10 protein-coding genes are annotated in these 16,345 nt (G+C 62.6%); 6 read left to right on the plus strand and 4 right to left on the minus strand.

The window, feature by feature from the left end; all coding sequences use genetic code 11:
• On the minus strand, nt 1-477 hold a 477-nt coding region (locus Uis1B_RS00185), incomplete at its 3' end, for a helix-turn-helix domain-containing protein (RefSeq protein ID WP_133124773.1).
• Between the two features lie 93 nt (nt 478-570).
• Here Uis1B_RS00185 and Uis1B_RS00190 point away from each other — a divergent pair.
• The 3 genes from Uis1B_RS00190 (at nt 571) to Uis1B_RS00200 (ending at nt 5,644) form a co-directional block, all read left to right on the plus strand.
• Nucleotides 571-2,796 (plus strand): glycoside hydrolase family 3 protein, encoded by a 2,226-nt coding sequence (locus Uis1B_RS00190; protein WP_101614413.1) that lies wholly within the window; start codon nt 571-573, stop codon nt 2,794-2,796.
• Nucleotides 2,793-4,070, plus strand: coding sequence for an MFS transporter (locus Uis1B_RS00195; protein ID WP_101614415.1), 1,278 nt, complete (start codon nt 2,793-2,795; stop codon nt 4,068-4,070). Before Uis1B_RS00190 ends, Uis1B_RS00195 begins: the two co-directional genes overlap by 4 nt.
• A gap of 494 nt (nt 4,071-4,564) precedes the next feature.
• Nucleotides 4,565-5,644: an AAA family ATPase gene (locus tag Uis1B_RS00200; protein WP_279324923.1), complete on the plus strand. Its 1,080-nt coding sequence runs from the start codon at nt 4,565-4,567 to the stop codon at nt 5,642-5,644.
• 44 nt (nt 5,645-5,688) lie between these two features.
• Here the strand turns inward: Uis1B_RS00200 and Uis1B_RS00205 are convergent, their stop codons facing one another.
• The 3 genes from Uis1B_RS00205 to Uis1B_RS00215 all read right to left on the minus strand — a co-directional run bounded on the left by Uis1B_RS00205 (nt 5,689) and on the right by Uis1B_RS00215 (nt 11,215).
• On the minus strand, nt 5,689-7,233 hold the full coding sequence (locus tag Uis1B_RS00205) for a PucR family transcriptional regulator (protein WP_101614419.1): 1,545 nt from the start codon (nt 7,231-7,233) through the stop codon (nt 5,689-5,691).
• Between the two features lie 725 nt (nt 7,234-7,958).
• Nucleotides 7,959-10,100, minus strand: coding sequence for a DUF6020 family protein (locus Uis1B_RS00210; RefSeq protein ID WP_101614421.1), 2,142 nt, complete (start codon nt 10,098-10,100; stop codon nt 7,959-7,961).
• Between the two features lie 527 nt (nt 10,101-10,627).
• Nucleotides 10,628-11,215, minus strand: a complete 588-nt coding sequence (locus Uis1B_RS00215) for a biotin transporter BioY (protein ID WP_101614423.1) — start codon at nt 11,213-11,215, stop codon at nt 10,628-10,630.
• Nucleotides 11,216-11,502: 287 nt separating this feature from the next.
• Between Uis1B_RS00215 and Uis1B_RS00220 the strand changes: the two genes are divergently transcribed.
• From Uis1B_RS00220 to Uis1B_RS00230, 3 genes are all read left to right on the plus strand, one after another.
• Nucleotides 11,503-12,588, plus strand: coding sequence for a biotin--[acetyl-CoA-carboxylase] ligase (locus Uis1B_RS00220; RefSeq protein WP_101614425.1), 1,086 nt, complete (start codon nt 11,503-11,505; stop codon nt 12,586-12,588).
• A gap of 218 nt (nt 12,589-12,806) precedes the next feature.
• On the plus strand, nt 12,807-14,654 hold the full coding sequence (locus Uis1B_RS00225; RefSeq protein ID WP_101614427.1) for an ATP-binding protein: 1,848 nt from the start codon (nt 12,807-12,809) through the stop codon (nt 14,652-14,654).
• Nucleotides 14,655-14,659: 5 nt separating this feature from the next.
• Nucleotides 14,660-16,291, plus strand: a complete 1,632-nt coding sequence (locus Uis1B_RS00230) for an acyl-CoA carboxylase subunit beta (protein ID WP_243390181.1) — start codon at nt 14,660-14,662, stop codon at nt 16,289-16,291.
• Nucleotides 16,292-16,345 lie beyond the last annotated feature (54 nt).

Below are 16,345 nucleotides of genomic sequence, written 5' to 3' on the forward strand. Positions count from 1 at the left end.
CTGCCTGAGGTCCAGCGCCTTCTGGGGTTTGGCGTAGATCCACTGGTAGAGGCACTCGTGGCTTATCCGCATGCGCGGGTCGTCGGGCCATTCGATTTTGAGCCGTCCCTCGATCAGCTCCGGCGTCCATCCCTTGCGCAGCGCGTCCATCACCCAGGAGAGCAGCGGGTCGTACGCCATGCGCAGGGGCTTGCGCGACCTGCGGGCGCGGGTCTCGGCCTTGCGCTGCGCGGTCAGGGCCGAGTAGAACGGGCGCGCGGTCCATGCGCCCGTCTTCAGGCGTTTCGGCCTGTACGGACGGTAGGAGTCGTTCTCGTTGGACGCGAACCACAGGCCGCGCCTCAGCTCGCGGCTGACCGTGGACTTGTCCCGGCCGATCCTCAGGGCGATCTGGCGCACGCCGAGCCCCTCTCGGTTCCTCAGTTCGTCGATCCGGACTCGTTCCTCGGCCGACAGGTGGGAATACACTTTCGTCATGGGCGCAGCACTTTCTCTTCGGTTGTGGACTTGAACACTTCCAACCTTAGACAGGTGTTGCGCTTCTATTTAGAACCCGGGGGTGCGAAAACCATGAGTGTGTATGTTGACGATTCCAGTGCGTTCGGCCGGTCTCTGGCCGCAGTCCGCAGGGGTGCGGATTCGCTTGCCGAAGCGGAGAAACTTTACGATCAGCTCACCGACGATGAGCGTCTTGCGCTGCTCGACGGCGATACCCCGTTCTGGGAGGGCATGCTGAGTTTCGTGCGAGACGGATACAACGTCAACCCGTACGTGCACGGCGAAATCGATCGGCTCGGCATCCCTGGCACGCATTTCATCGACGGTCCGCGCGGATGCGTGCGGGGCAAGTCCACCGCATTCCCCGTGTCGATGGCCCGCGGCGCCACTTGGGATGAAGCGCTTGAGGAGCGTGTCGGTGTGGCGATCGGCGAGGAGATCCGCGAACAGGGTGGCAACTTCTTCGGCGGCGTGTGCATCAACCTTCCACGGCACCCCGCGTGGGGTCGTGCCCAGGAAACCTACTCCGATCAGCCGGTGATCCTCGGCCGCATGGGTGCGGCGCTGTCCCGCGGCGTGCAGCACAATGCCATGGCGTGCATGAAGCACTTCGCCTGCAACTCCATGGAGAACGCCCGATTCAGCGTGGACGTGAAGGTGGACGAGGCCACGCTCAACGAAGTGTATCTGCCGCACTTCAAGCATGTGGCCGAGTCCGGTGTGCATGCGGTGATGAGCTCCTACAACTCCATCAACGGAGAGTGGGGCGGCGAGAACCATTACAACCTCACGCAGGTACTGCGAGACGACTGGGGATTCAGGGGCCTCGCCGTTTCCGATTTCATCTGGGGCCTGCGCGACGCCGCGAAGTCACTGAGGAACGGTCTCGACATCGAGGAGCCGTTCACTCAGCAGAGAGGCGAGGAACTCAAGGCCGCGCTGGAATCCGGTGAGGTGAGCTGGGATGACGTGAAACGCTCCGGTCTGCGTATTCTCGACAACCAGCTGCGCTACTATGCCGAACGATGGAGCGAGGAGCCGAAGGGCACCGTGGCGAGCGATGCGCATATGGCGCTGGCTCGCGAAGTGGAGGCCCGTGCGGTGGTGATGTTGAAGAACGATGCGGTGGAAGGCTCTCCCGTTCTGCCGATCAACCCGGATGCCGCCGGTCGCATCGCGGTATTCGGCCGTCTCGCCGACATGGCCAACACCGGCGACCACGGTTCCTCCGACGTGCACTCGCCGACCGTGGTCACGCCGCTGCAGGGCATCCGCGAGGCATTCGCCAAGGCCGACGTCGACTATGTGCCCGGCAATGATTCGACGGACGCGACCGCATCTACGGACGCCAAGGTGACCTCCGCGGCGGAATCCGCCGACATCGCCATCGTGGTGGTGGGCTATACGGCTGCCGACGAAGGCGAGTTCGTGGATGGGTCGATCGCCGACCGGGAGGACCTGCTGGCCCTGTACCCCGACGCCAAGAACCCCGAGCAGGAGGCCATGCGCAAGGAAGTGCTGGAACGTATGGGAGGCGGCGCGAGCATCGTCGGCACCGAAACCGCAGGAGGCGATCGTCGTGACCTGCATCTGCACGCCGAGGACGTGGCGCTGATCCATGAGGTCGCCGCGGCCAATCCCCGAACTGTGGTGATCGTGGTCAGTGCCGGTGCAGTACTGATGGAGGAGTGGCAAGCCGAAGTTCCGGCCCTGTTGCTCGGCTGGTACTCCGGCAGCGAAGGCGGACATGGCCTGGCCGACGTGCTTTCCGGCAAGACCAACCCCTCCGGTCGTTTGCCGTATCCGATTCCGGCCAGTGCCGTCGATCTGCCGGAACTCGACATCGACGCCACCGAAATCACCTACGACCGCTACTACGGCCAGCGACTGATCCAGCACAACAGCTCCAAGGCACTGTTCCCGCTGGGATTCGGTCTTTCCTACACCGAATGGGGGCTTCGAGACGCCGCCGTACGATCCCTCGACGCCGAAGCCGGCGTGGGACAGGTGGAAACCGTCGTATCCAATACCGGTGCGCAAGACGGCTACCACGTCGTGCAGGTGTATGGCACCGTCAGGGATGGCGACCGTGCGGGCGAGCGAGAACTTCTGGGCTTCGCAACGGCGTTCGTGCCGACAGGTACCGAACGCAGCGTGCTCGTCGATCTTGATCTGACCGCCTTCGGACGTTGGAATCCCGAAACCCGCAAGGTCGAGTCGCCGCGAGGGGCGGTGCTGCTTGAAGTCTCGTCGTACTGGGGAGACCCAGCGGCGTCGTCCGTGGAGGTGACGCTATGAGTGCTGCAACCGATGCCGATACCATGGAGACCGGATGGAGCGGCACGATAACCGATGAGCAGCAGCCGAAGCCGCCGTACAAGGTGGGTGTGGCGCTGGCTTTGGTGACCTTCCTGTGGATCGGTCCGTATCTTGGCGTGCAGGCCGTATTGCTGCCGGCCAAGGTGGCGGTGATTGCACCGGAATCCAAAACCGCCGTGGTTGCGCTGCTCTCCACCAGTGCGATGATCGTGGCCACGATCGCCAACATCATCTTCGGTGCGCTCTCCGATCTGACCCGCACTAGGTGGGGGCGGCGAACCCCGTGGATTGTCCTCGGTTCGATCGCCTGTTGCATCATGCTGTTTGTGGTGAACGCCACGACTACAGTGACGGCTCTTGTGGTGGCCTGGTGCGTCTACCAGCTGTTCCTCAACGCCATCGTGGCCCCGTCTATCGCGATCCTCTCCGACCGCACCGCGCCGAAGAACCGTGGCGTGATCACCTCGATCTACGCGCTGGGCTATTCGATCGGCTTGTACGGCGGCCAGACGATCGGCGCGCAGTTCCTCGACAAGGTATCGACGGGAATCGCCGCCATGGCGATACTCACGCTGATCGCCGGGCCTCTGGGCGCGGTGATGATGCGCGAACAGTCGAGTCTCGGCATGCCGAAGAAGGCGTTCACGGTGTCGATGTTCATGGAACACTTCTCGTTCCCGATGCACCACGCGCGCGATTACTATCTGGCGCTATGCGGCAAGTTCCTGATCGTCTCCGCCAACTTCGCGATCTCCGGATACCAGCTGTACATCCTCACCGACTATATGAAGCAGGATTCCAGCCAGACGGCGAAGTTCGTGTCGATCATCTCACTGTCGCTGATGGTCACCGCAATCGTGATGTCGGCCTGCGCCGGCCCGATCTCCGATCGCATCGGCAGGCGCAAGCTGCCGGTGATCATTGCTTCGATGTGCATTGCCATTGGTGCGATCATCCCGTTCTTCTCGGCTCAGCCGTGGACGATGATCGCCTACGGTGTGATCGCCGGCATCGGCATGGGCGCATACAACGCCGTCGATCAGGCACTGAACATCGAGGTACTGCCCGATCCGAACACCGCGGCGAAGGATCTCGGTATCCTGAACCTCGCCAACACCGGCGGTCAGGTGCTCGGTCCGGTGCTCGCCGCCACGCTGATCTCCGCGGTCGGCTATCACGCCATCTTCCCGATGGCCGCCGCCTGCGCGCTGATCGGTGCGGTGCTCGTCTCCCTGATTCGCTCCGTGAAGTAGCTTGCCGAGAGGTGTTCCGGCGCTACCGGTCGGCATAGGATCCAATGGATGGGCTCTGAAGGTTCCTCTTCAGGGCCCATCACCTCATCCGGCCGACGTGGTCGGCCACCTTCCCCTCGAAGGGGAAGGCTGGGAGATTTGCATGCAAGACGGTTGAGTGGTTGGTCGCATTTCTTTGAAAGAGGAGGACGATCATCGCTGCCGTTGTCGTCGGCATCGCTCAAAGTCGTCGTGCTTACCGGCGTGGGCCCTGCCCTGCGGTAAATTCGAAATCCGAGACCTTGTTATATTCTTTATATTTGTTATATAGCTAAATTTTTGGACACTGAAAAATGCTGAAATTTCAAGTTTTTCATCCTATATATAAACACTGTCTCATTTTTTATATAGATTTTATATTTGTTATAATTAATGATGCTGATTGATGATGGTGGTCTGTGAGGAGGATGATCATGTCGTTCCCTGCCAATCCGTTCAAACCGACCGCCGGCGTGATGCCTCCGGTGCTGATCGGGCGGGAATCGATCAGTCTCGATTTCCGAGAAGGTCTGGAGGACGGTCCTGGTGCGCCGGATCGTCTGATGCTGATCACCGGTCCTCGAGGATGCGGCAAAACGGTGATGCTGACAGAGCTTGGTCTGATCGCCAAGCAGCAGCACTGGGACGTGATCGACGAAACCGCGTCCGAAGGTCTGTGTGATCGTCTGATCGCGCGTACTGCGCCTAAACCGGGAAAAATATCCGGGGCAACCATTAAGCCAACGTTTATGGGTGCGAGCATCGGAGAGATCGATATCGCTCCGGCTCTTCGTCCGGCGTCGTTGAGGGATGCGATTGTGGCCAGACTGCATGTCTTGGGAAAGGGAAAGGGTCTGCTGATCACTATTGACGAGACACAGGATGCCTCTTTGGAGGATATGACCGCGATCTCGACGGCGGCTCAGCATATGCTTCGAGAGAATGCCGAAGTGGCGTTTGTGTTCGCAGGATTGCCGTCGTTGGTCTCCGATCTGCTCAACGCCAAGGTGCTTACCTTCCTCCGCCGTGCATCGATCAAGGAGTTGGGAGACGTTCCGCTTGATGAAGTACGCGCGGCATTGGCGAGTACCATACGAAACGCCGGCATCACAATCGATGATAAGGCATTGGACCTGGCCACACGGGCAACCGGTGGATACCCGTACATGATTCAGCTGGTTGGCTACAGCATGTGGAGGCATGCTCGTCGTCGTGATGGAGGAATGGATCGTACGATCCTTGAGCAGGATGTGCGCGTTGGCGTGGAACAGTCCCGCGCCAAGCTGGGGGCAGGTGTTTGCGCTCCGGTGATCAAACGGCTGTCGGAACGATGCGTTGACTATCTGAAGGCCATGGCGCAGGACGATGGTCCGTCATCGACGGCGGATATCGCCCGTCGTATGGGTGAGACCATGAGCTACGCCAATGGTTATAGGCAGCGGTTGCTGGACGAGCATGTAATTAAGGCGCCGGTTCGCGGAACAGTGGATTTCGCCATTCCGTTTCTGCGAGAGTATTTGCGTGCCGAATACCGCAGTGACGATGGCGAGGCCTGATTCGTCCCACACTTAGCCGTCCACCCCGCTCAGTCGTCCCCCGCTCAGTCGTCGAGCATCAGGCCGATTTTGATGGCGGTGAGCAGTACGTAGGCCTCGCGCGGGTTCATCGGATCCCAGCCGGTCACCTCCACCGACCGTTTGAGCCGGTATCGCACGGTGTTCGGATGCACGTTGAGCTCGCGGGCGGTGACGTCGAGCGCGTTGCCGGAACGCAGGAACGTGGAGAGCGTGAGCAGCAGCGGATTGTGATCGTCGTCGCCGCGCAGCACCTTGTACACGTTCTCGTACAGTTCGCGGCGGGCGTCGTCGTCGCCGAGCAGCGCGCGTTCGGGCAGTACGTCGTCGGCGCGGAGCGGCCGCGGCACGTTCGCGAGGCATTTGGCAGCCTGTCGGCTGTGCACGGCCGCGCGGATCGTGTACGAGGCGCCGGGAAGATTCTCCTTCAACGGCCCCACGCACACCGGCGAGGAGTCGAACAGCGGCAGCAGCGCCTGCACGAAATCATCCGGCTCCATGCTGTGGTCGTTGTGGTCGCTGTGATCGCCGCGGCGGGGATCGATGAGCAGCACGGTGAGATCGTCATGCTCGCTGACCAGACACTCGCCGCCCAGCGTGCGTACGGCCTGCCGCACATGACGATGCGCCAGACTCAGACTGATATCCCCCGTATGCGACAGGACGCCGGCCACGGCGAAGCAGGCGAACTCGCCATGCCATCCCAGCAGATTCAGCCGAGACGCCACCTGATGGCTCGCCGTGCCGTCAAGCAGATCGGCGATGGTAAGCGCCTCAAGCCGGGCATCCCAGTCGCCGCGGGCCTGCGCACTGGAGGCGTACACATTCGCCGCGGAGAACGCCACCTCGCGCGAATAGTACATCATCGCGTTCAACGTGGCCTGCTCCATGCCGGGCTCAGCGAACCGGGAGACATTGGCCTCCGTGGAATCCACGATGAACCGGGTGAGTTCCACCACCTGGTTGAGTGAAATCGACTTGGTGAACTCCAACGGCGCGACGAAGAAGATCTCGTCGGTGCGCGGCCTCGGCAGTTCCGGCGTGACCGCGGAAGCGCGTTCGATCGCGTCCTTGGACTCCCGATACCAGTCGACGAAATTGGCCACGGCCGTTTCGGCCACGATGTTGAGCTGGTTCTTATCGTCCGGGGTCAGATCGTGATACCAGCGCATCTCGGTGTTCATCCGCTCCTGCGCCTCGACGATGATCTGATGAATCACCGGCGGAAGATCGGGATGCTTGGTGATGCGCGGCTTGTTCAGCCGAAACCGCTCGGCCAGCTCCTGCGCCTCCCTCGCCACATCCGGATCGGCGTCGGTAACCTGCCGGACGGTGGATGCGATCATGTCGGAGCTGACGCTGGATCGGCTGACGTCGGATCGGCTGACGCTGGATCGGCTGACGGTCCGCCGATCGGGAGTATCGGGTTTCGGTACATCTCCCGCGGTTTTCTCGGTACGGCTACGGATCGCATTGCGGTCGGTACGGCTGCGATCGGCACTGCTGCGACCGGCGTCGGAACGACCTGTGTTGCCGTCGTGCCCAAGCGAATGCAGTACCGAGAATTTCATATCCGCTAGCTTAGTCGGCAAATCCCCGATTGCGGCGAATCCACGGACGGCGAATCCGTGGAGGCTGAATCACCGGAGATCGAACCGCGGCGGAACCACAGGGCGAGGAACGCACGCCACCGGGTTTGAGATTATTGCGACGGTATGCTGACGGGAAAGGTTTGTGTGGGAGTGTCTTCGGTAATCGTTACGACGGCGTTCCATTGTCCTCGTACAGGTGGAGTGTCTGGACCAATTGATCCATTGCAGTCCACGGAGAGTGTTGCCTTGCCTGCCGGCAGATCATGGTACGTCACGATGCCATCGTCGCCCGTGTAAGGCAAGGTGAGTGTTTGGGCAGAACGAGATTTCGTCGGCAGTATGGAAACGCTGCAATAGGGGATCGGCTCGCCGTTGCGGTCGGCTACCACTACCTTCACCGTGGCCGTGTGCTCTTGTGTCCATGGCCACGCTAACGTAGCTCTTTCGCTATTCAACAAGTAAATGCCGTAAAGAACAATGAACAAAACTCCGCATAGGACAATAAACGCAATGCGGAGCCGGACACTGCGTTTAGATTGCCGAAGATTCATTATTTATCATTATCGGCGGCCATACAACCGCGGACTTTGCGATTCTGAAGGTTTGGGAAAGGTTCATCGTACGTTTGTGAAGGATTCAAATGTTTTTCGGAAACTTCGGAATTTCAAGAGGGAACACTGGGATCAGTGCCGTCATATTGGTGATCAATTATGTTGTGCATATTGATGATCAATTTTGGGTAAAAATTGATCACGGCAAATCCCCGATTGCGGCGAATCCACGGACGGCGAATCCGTGGAGGCTGAATCACCGGAGATCGAATCGCGACGGAACCACAGGGCGAGGAACGCGAAGGCGAAGGCCAGCGGCAGCATGTGGCGTTCGAAGTTGTTGGCCGGAGCGGTCATCATCACGCCCATGAGCAGCAGCATCGGCAGATGGAACGCCAGCGACCGCCAGCGTCGCAGCACCACCTCCGCCGCGCCGACCACCAATGTGAGCACCACCCAGAAATTGCCGTGCGTCGGCCAGCCGAGCACCGGAATCCCGGCCCAGCCGTTCGCGAACGCGGCCACCGCGTCGCGCCAGCCGCCCAGCCAATGCTTGATACCGGGGGTGCTGCGTTCCATCACGCCGTTGTCGATGTAGTAGGTCATCGACACATAAGCGCCGTCGGTCACGTCGAAATAGCCGTACATCTTGGCCAGCGCGCCGTCGATATAGTCCACGGGCGCGGCTCGGCCGATCTCAATCCACGCTTTGGTGAACCGGGTCATGTCGTCGGCGGTGACCGTACGCCACCGATAGACGATGGGCTTGTCTTCCGCGGACCCTGACGATTTCATACGGTCGGCGTCCTGCGGGAAGTACGCTTTGGCCGCGGCGTCAAGATCGATGATCGGGGCGATCTCCCTGCGGGCGGAATCGGGAATCGATTCGGGCCGGTTGCGCGCCACCCGGCCGATCTGCTGCAGCTGCAGGCCCTTGCTTTCGATCGGATCGCCGCCGATGATCGTATCGGTGGCGGTGAGCGCGGTGAGCGCTCCTTGGAAGACGATCAGCGGAATCACCATCGCCACCAGCCAGATACGCCAGCGTTTGCGGTCGGCGAGCAGAGCCAGCACGATCTGCAATGCGACCACGTACAGTGCGTATTTGGCGCTCGCCAGCATGACCAGCGTGCTGAGGGCCAAGGGAATGATGGCCCGCGGAATGACGGTTGGCGGAATCGCGGTGTGGGGGAGTGATGTGCGGAACGGTGTGGCGTACAGCTCGTACAGCACGCCGAACCACCAGACGAACGCGAAGGCGAACAGGGGGGATTTGGTCAGGGAGATCGTGCTGAACACGACGATCGGATTGAGCAGCAGCAGGGCCAATACGACTACGCGCGCGACTGATCCCGATGGAGTGAGACGACCGGAGGAGGTGGGGTTGGAGGAACAGTGGGATGAGGAAGCGAATTCGGCGGAACCACGTAGGAACGGCAGGTTGAGGAAGCGGTTCGCGGTGGCCGCACAGCAGAACGCGGCGAAGACGAACTGGGCTCCGGACAGCAGAACGATGCCCGCGTCCACAGCCCCGGTGATCGAACGGCTGGCGTAGGCGACCGAACCGTACAGCAGGGTGAGCACGATGTTGTGCTGATTGGTCAGGAAGGTCGGATCGGCGGGCCACAAGTAATGGGCAGTGGGGTAGACGTCCATGATGGTGTTTACTACACCGGTGCCGTTGAGGTAGATCTGCGGATCGCCGTGGGACTGCTCCCAGAACGACGTGAATTCGCGGATCTGCGAGAACAGGTCCGCGCCGAACGCGGCAAGCAGCGTGAGATAGCACCATGCCCATCCGGCGATGAGGATCAGCATGATCTTCCAGCCGCGGTCGGTGGCGTGTATGATGGCCTGCTCGTGCCGCGCGAGGAATCGGCGGGCGGGCCGGATGATGCACTGGCAGATGCGGGCGAGCGGACCGTGCGTCAATCCCCAGACTTGTCCACGTTGTCCACAGTGGTCATCTTGTCCACAGTGATTGTCCCCATTGCTCACAACTCTGGGGATATCGTTTTCGGCGGCTGCGGTATGGACGGTTTCGATACGGACGGTTCTGCCACGGCCCCATCGCACCAGCAGGCACACCAGACCGAAATATGCGACGAACGCCGCTGTGCCGATCAGCGCGTTGATCCACGAAAAGCTCGCGATCGACCGATCCGCGCGGTAGATCGGGCCGACCGCCGTGCACAGCGCCAGCCACAGACAGGCCAGCGCGGCCAGAAGCCACCGCAGGCTCCGGAGAACCCTGTGGGAAATCCTGTGGGAAACCTTATTCGTCGCCTTATTCATCGACCACGATTCTACCGATGGCCGTGATCGCGGACCTCGTCCGGGCGGCGGAGCTGACTGATGCGACGGTCTGGGGTCGGTTGGTTCGGCCGCGACTAGTTCAGGGCCGGGCGTCGGACGGGTTGCTCTGGATTGCCTGATTGTTCGGGATTGGGTGCTGGGCGGTTCGGGCTGGATTGCTCGGGCTGGGCGGTTCGGATATGGCGTTCTCGACACGCTCCGGGCCGCTCAGGCCGAGTCCTTACGGTCGAGAACACCATATCCGAACCTTGGCCACCGTTGCTTGGGCTTCCCCCTCCGAGGAAAGCCGTCGGCGTAGCAGTAGGAGGCGATGTAGTTTCACTAGCGGGCTTCCCCCTTGGGGGGAAGCTGTCGGCGCAGCCGACTGATGAGGGGCGGGCGAAGCCATGCGAAAGAATGTGAAAAAAGCTCCGACGCCATCACGACGTCGGAGCCGAAAACCCGAAAGGCACCCAGCCTGCGACGGATCACCTGCGCAGGCTGGGTGCGGCGGTCACCCGCGAAGATCACTTGCGACGGATCAGCCCGGCGCAGGCGAGGGAGGCGACGGCGGCCTTGACCAGATCGCCGATGATGAAGCCCATGGATGCGATCACCACGGGAATCAGCGGCACGCCGGTGAGGGCGGACTGGATGGCGCAGCCGAAGGCGTACACCACCACGACGCCGCCGAGGAGGCTCGCGCCGAAGTAGCGCAGCGCGGTGAGCGTGCGGGAGCGTAGCGGAGTGCGACCCTTCAGCGCGGCGATGACGATCGCGCCCGGCAGGAAGCCGAGCAGGAATCCGGCGCTCGGGCCGAACAGCGCCATCGTGGAGGCGCCTCCAGCGAACACCGGCAGGCCGGCGGCGCCCGCAGCCAGATACAGGGCCACCGAGGAGCCCGCCTCGCGCCAGGACAGCGTAAGACCGGCGAGCATCACCACGAACGTCTGCAGGGTGATCGGCACCGGAGTGCCCGGGATCGGAATCGCGCCGGCCGCGGCGGCGGCCCACATCAGCACGGCGAACAGGGCGACCTTGCCGGCGGAGACCAGCAGCTTCGGAGCCGCGTTGGAGGATTCCACAACCTTGGAATCATGATGTTGTGCGTTCATACAAAACCCTTCTCCGAATGGATTGCGCGGCGAGACGTCAAAACCGCCGGATCATGCCGTAAATCCAGATCAGCATACAAAGCGACCCAAGGAATTCGTCGCTGATCCCTCAGCATAAAACCCTGTTCGGCGAATCAGGTTTGTACGAACCTACAAAATTGGCTTTCGATTTTTGTGGGTGTAAGGCTTTCGCATCGATTCCGGACGTTGTTAGCTGGAGGCTAACCACAAGTGTCGCCGGTGAAGCATCCGCCGGCTTCGATGGTTGACGTCAGAAGGCGAGGCATATGAGCAATCAGCAGTCCGGGGGAAGCCGCAGTGCATGGAGGGGCACCCTCGTCCATACGCTGCGTGCGGCTGATTCGGTGTGGCTGAGCGGTTCCGTGGATTCCACCAATTCGGTGATCGCACGGACCGCAGCCGCGCAGGACGCTGGTCGTCCGCTTGACGAGCGGGTGCGCACCCTGTTCTCAGAGGAGAACGTTCCCGCCGAACCGACTGCGGAACCGATTCCCGATTCCGACACCGCGGCGCTGGCCGATCTGACCCGCCGCGCCGATGTGGATTATGAGGCCAACAACGCCGATGCGGCCGCCGCATGGCTTGCCTCGTCGGGCCTGACCCCGAATCTTGACGAGCTACCCGTGCAGGTGCCGGTCAGCGTGGCGATCGCCGACACCCAGACCTCCGGACGCGGTCGACTGGGCCGCGTCTGGTACAACAAGGTCGGCGAATCATTCGTCGCCTCGTATGCGGTCGCCGTGCCGAAGGCGCTCGCCGTGGGGTCGGACTCCGGCTGGCTGACCATGATCGCCGGCCTTGCCGCGATTGATGCACTGGGATCCGAACTGACGAACGGTTCGGCTCACGAGCTTGATCCCGAAGCCCGGTTCACGCTCAAATGGCCGAACGACGTCTTCCTGATCGGCCGCAAGCTGGGTGGCATTCTCACCGAGCTCACGGAGGTTGACGATCAGTGGGCGCTGGTGACCTTCGGTATCGGGCTGAACCTGTTCGTCGATCCCGACGAACTGCCCACCGAGGAATCCACGTCGCTGCAACTGCATTACGCGCCGCTGCCGCCGTACGGCGAGCTGCGCGACCGTCTGGCCGCGGGGGTGGCCACGGCGTTGCGGGTGAGGCTGAGCGCCTTCGCCTCGTATCCGGATCGGATCGTGGGTCGTCTGCATGACGAGGTCGTCGATCTGAGCTGGACGTTGGGTCGACGGGTGAAGGCCCGTCTGGCCGAGGGGGGTGAGGTGATCGGCGTCGCGCAGTCCATCAACGATGACGCTTCACTGACCGTCCGGATCGACGACGGTACCGAACGAATCGTCACCACGGGGGATGTGGGGGTGTTGCCCGATGATTGACCGGCCATCGGTCACGACGGCGAACGACTAGCGGTCGCCGCGACGGATGCCGAACGGTCGGCATCCGATGATCATGAAACCACAGGACGAAAAACACAGGTCGAAAACCACAGATCGATAACGGATATCGTTCCCGATTCTCGATCCTTACGGTCATTCCGATTTCCACAGTCACTGAGATCCAAACCCGGACTCATCAGACCATCCGAAAGGCATATATGAAGAAACTGCTGATAGCGAACCGCGGCGAAATCGCCCTGCGCGTGGTCCGCACCGCGCAGGAGATGGGCATCTCCACGGTGGTGGTGTACGCCGAACAGGACCGCGATTCGCAGGCCGCGCAGATGGCCGACGAGGCGTATCTGCTCTCCGGAGACACCTACAAGGACACGTATCTCAACGAGGATCTCATCATGAGCATCGTCGAGCGCTCCGGCTCCGACGCCGTGCACCCCGGATACGGATTCCTCTCCGAGAACCCCGGCTTCGCGCGGAAGGTGATCGACGCCGGCGTCACCTGGGTGGGGCCGAACCCCACCGCCCTGACCGATCTGGGAGACAAGATCACCGCCCGCCGCGTGGCCGAAGCCGCGCACGTACCGCCGGTGCCGGGCCTGAGCGAACCGGTGAGCGACATGCGCGAACTGCTCGACTTCGCCAACTCGCACGGCTACCCGGTGATGCTCAAGCGCACCGACGGCGGCGGCGGACACGGCATCACCGTCGTGCATGACGACGACGAGCTGCGCCGCTTCTTCCTCAACCACGACGCGCTGCAGGGCGGCGACCTGAACGAATACTTCATCGAGAAGTTCGTCGACAAATCCCGCCATGTGGAAACCCAGTCCGGCCGCGACAGCCACGGCAACTTCACCGTCTACTCCACCCGCGACTGCTCGGTGCAGCGCCGCAACCAGAAACTGGTGGAGGAAGCCCCCGCCCCGTTCCTGCCCGGCGACGTGGAACAGCAGCTCAAAGGCTTCTCCGAACGCCTGTTCCGGCAGGTCGACTACGTGGGCCTCGGCACCTGCGAATTCATGGTCACCCCCTCCGGCCGCGTGTACTTCCTCGAAGTCAATCCGCGTCTTCAGGTGGAACACACCGTCAGCGAAGAGGTCTGTGGCCTCGATCTGGTGCGCGAACAGCTCATCATCGCCTCCGGCGGCGAACTCACGCCCGCCCCGGCACCGCGCGGTCACAGCTTCGAACTGCGCATCACCTGCGAAGACCCAGCCACCAACCTCACGCCGAGCTCCGGCACGCTGGAACGGATCGTCTGGCCATCCGGCCCCGGCATCCGCATCGACTCCGGTGTGGAGGAAGGCGACACCGTCTCTCCGAAATTCGATTCGATGATGGGCAAGGTGGTCGTCACCGCGCAGAACCGCGAAACCGCCGTGGCCCGCGTACGCCGGGCGCTGCGCGAACTGCAGATCGACGGCGTGCCCACCCCCGCCACCCTGTTCCAGAAGATCTTCACCAACGACGAGTTCACCGCCGAGCATGGTCATCCGTTCACCGTGACCACCAAGTGGCTGGAACGCACCTACCTCAACAAGACCCCGCGCACCACCGTCACCGGTCAGCCCGCCTCGCTGGCCGGATCCGAGCCGAACCGCGAACAGCCGGCCGCTGAGACCTTCGTGATCGAAATGGACGACAAGCGCGTCAAGCTCACCCTCCCCGAGGCCATGCTCGCCGGACTCGGATCGGGCGCCGGTCGGCACGGAGAACGCAAGCCCACCCAGCCGCTGCGCGGCGCCGGACTCAAAAACGTGGACGCCAAGGCCCAGCATGCCGACGACGGCGCGAAGTCCGGCATCATCGCCTCGCCGATGCAGGCCGTGGTCACCCGCATCAACGTGGCCGAAGGGCAGCAGGTGGCCAAGGGCGATCTGCTCGTGGTGCTCGAATCCATGAAGATGGAGAACTACGTGTACGCACCCGCATCCGGCACGGTGACCAAGATCTTCGTCTCCCCGGCCGACGGTGTGGAGGCCGGCGAGACGCTGGTGACCCTCGACGTCACCGGCAATGCGACCGACCGATCCGGAAAGGAGCAGTGATCGACATGACCGCAGTGATGCCCGGACCGACCTCCGCACCGGCCTCGGCGACGACGTCCGCCCCGGCCTCCGATGCGCGGGACGACGCCGACCGCCAGCCGATCCGCTCGGCCGCGATCCGCGCGGCCCAGCTCGCCCGCGACGCCGAAGAGCACGCCCGCAAACGCCAGCACGCCAAAGGCAAGTACACGGCCCGCGAACGGCTCGACCTGCTGTTCGACACCGACACCTTCGAGGAGATCGGCCGGTTCAACGGCGGCAACATCAACAACGGGGTGGCCGGTTCCGCGGTGATCACCGGATTCGGTGATATCTACGGCCGCAAAGTGGCCGTATACGCGCAGGACTTCTCGGTAAAGGGCGGCACGATGGGCCGGGCCGAAGGCGCGAAGATCTGCCATCTGATCGACATGGCCATGGACCTGAAGATCCCCGTGGTGGCGCTGATCGACTCCGGCGGCGCCCGCATCCAGGAGGGCGTGGCCGCGCTCACCCAGTATGGGCACATCTTCCGCAGAACATGCGACGCCAGCGGGTTCATCCCGCAGATCTCCCTGATCCTCGGCCCGTGCGCGGGCGGCGCGGTGTACTGCCCGGCCCTCACCGATCTGATCATCATGACCAAGGAGAACTCGAACATGTTCGTCACCGGTCCCGACGTGATCAAGGTGACCACCGGCGAGACGGTGAGCATGGACGAGCTGGGCGGCGGCTACGTGCACAACGCGAAGTCCGGCGTGGCCCATTATCTCGGCGAGGACGAGGCCGATGCGATCGACTACGCGCGTACCGTGCTCGCGTATCTGCCCGCCAACTCCGACGCGAAGCCGCCGGTGTACGCCTACGCCTCCGGGCACGCCGAGGCCGAGGCCGCGAAGCGTCTGGCCACGATCGTGCCGGCCAACGACCGCCAGCCCTACGACGTGCTCGACGTGATCCGCTGCATCGTGGACTACGGCGAATTCGTGCAGGTGCACGAACTGTTCGCCCAGTCCGCCGTCGTGGGATTCGCCTGCATCGACGGGCATCCGGTGGGCGTCGTGGCCAACCAGCCCAACGTGCGCGCCGGCATCCTCGACGTGGACTCCTCCGAAAAGGTGGCCCGCTTCGTGCGGCTGTGCGACGCGTTCAACCTGCCGGTGATCACGTTGGTGGACGTGCCGGGCTACAAGCCGGGCAGCGACCAGGAGCATGCGGGCATCATCCGACGCGGCGCGAAGGTGATCTACGCCTACGCCAACGCCCAGGTGCCGATGATCACGGTGATCCTGCGCAAGGCGTTCGGCGGCGCGTACATCGTGATGGGCTCCAAGGCCATCGGCGCGGACATGAACTTCGCCTGGCCCAGCTCGCAGATCGCGGTGCTCGGCGCGGCCGGCGCGGTGAACATCATCCACCGCAAGGATCTGCAGAAGGCGAAGGAGGCCGGACAGGACGTGAACGCCCTGCGGCAGCGGCTCGCCGACGAGTATGAAAGGACCACCGTGAACGCCAATCTTTCGCTCGAAATGGGCGAGATCGACGCGATGATCGATCCCGAGCAGACACGCGAGGTGATCGAACAGTCGCTGAAACTGCTGGCCGACAAGCGTCGTCACCCCCGCACCACCAAGCACCACGGCAACGGACCGCTGTAAACGTATAACTCAAGATCGAAGAACCAAGAAACAGCAAGGAATACAAGGAACATC

Origin of the sequence: Bifidobacterium margollesii (genome assembly GCF_002860355.1) — a bacterium.
Taxonomy (GTDB): domain Bacteria; phylum Actinomycetota; class Actinomycetes; order Actinomycetales; family Bifidobacteriaceae; genus Galliscardovia; species Galliscardovia margollesii.

Coding starts and splice junctions, on each gene's coding strand:
- Uis1B_RS00195 (WP_101614415.1), top strand. CDS start 2,793: ATGAGTGCTGCAACCGATGCCGATACCATGGAGACCGGATGGAGCGGC.
- Uis1B_RS00230 (WP_243390181.1), top strand. CDS start 14,660: ATGACCGCAGTGATGCCCGGACCGACCTCCGCACCGGCCTCGGCGACG.
- Uis1B_RS00200 (WP_279324923.1), top strand. CDS start 4,565: ATGCCTCCGGTGCTGATCGGGCGGGAATCGATCAGTCTCGATTTCCGA.
- Uis1B_RS00220 (WP_101614425.1), top strand. CDS start 11,503: ATGAGCAATCAGCAGTCCGGGGGAAGCCGCAGTGCATGGAGGGGCACC.
- Uis1B_RS00225 (WP_101614427.1), top strand. CDS start 12,807: ATGAAGAAACTGCTGATAGCGAACCGCGGCGAAATCGCCCTGCGCGTG.
- Uis1B_RS00215 (WP_101614423.1), bottom strand. CDS start 11,215: ATGAACGCACAACATCATGATTCCAAGGTTGTGGAATCCTCCAACGCG.
- Uis1B_RS00210 (WP_101614421.1), bottom strand. CDS start 10,100: ATGAATAAGGCGACGAATAAGGTTTCCCACAGGATTTCCCACAGGGTT.
- Uis1B_RS00190 (WP_101614413.1), top strand. CDS start 571: ATGAGTGTGTATGTTGACGATTCCAGTGCGTTCGGCCGGTCTCTGGCC.
- Uis1B_RS00205 (WP_101614419.1), bottom strand. CDS start 7,233: ATGAAATTCTCGGTACTGCATTCGCTTGGGCACGACGGCAACACAGGT.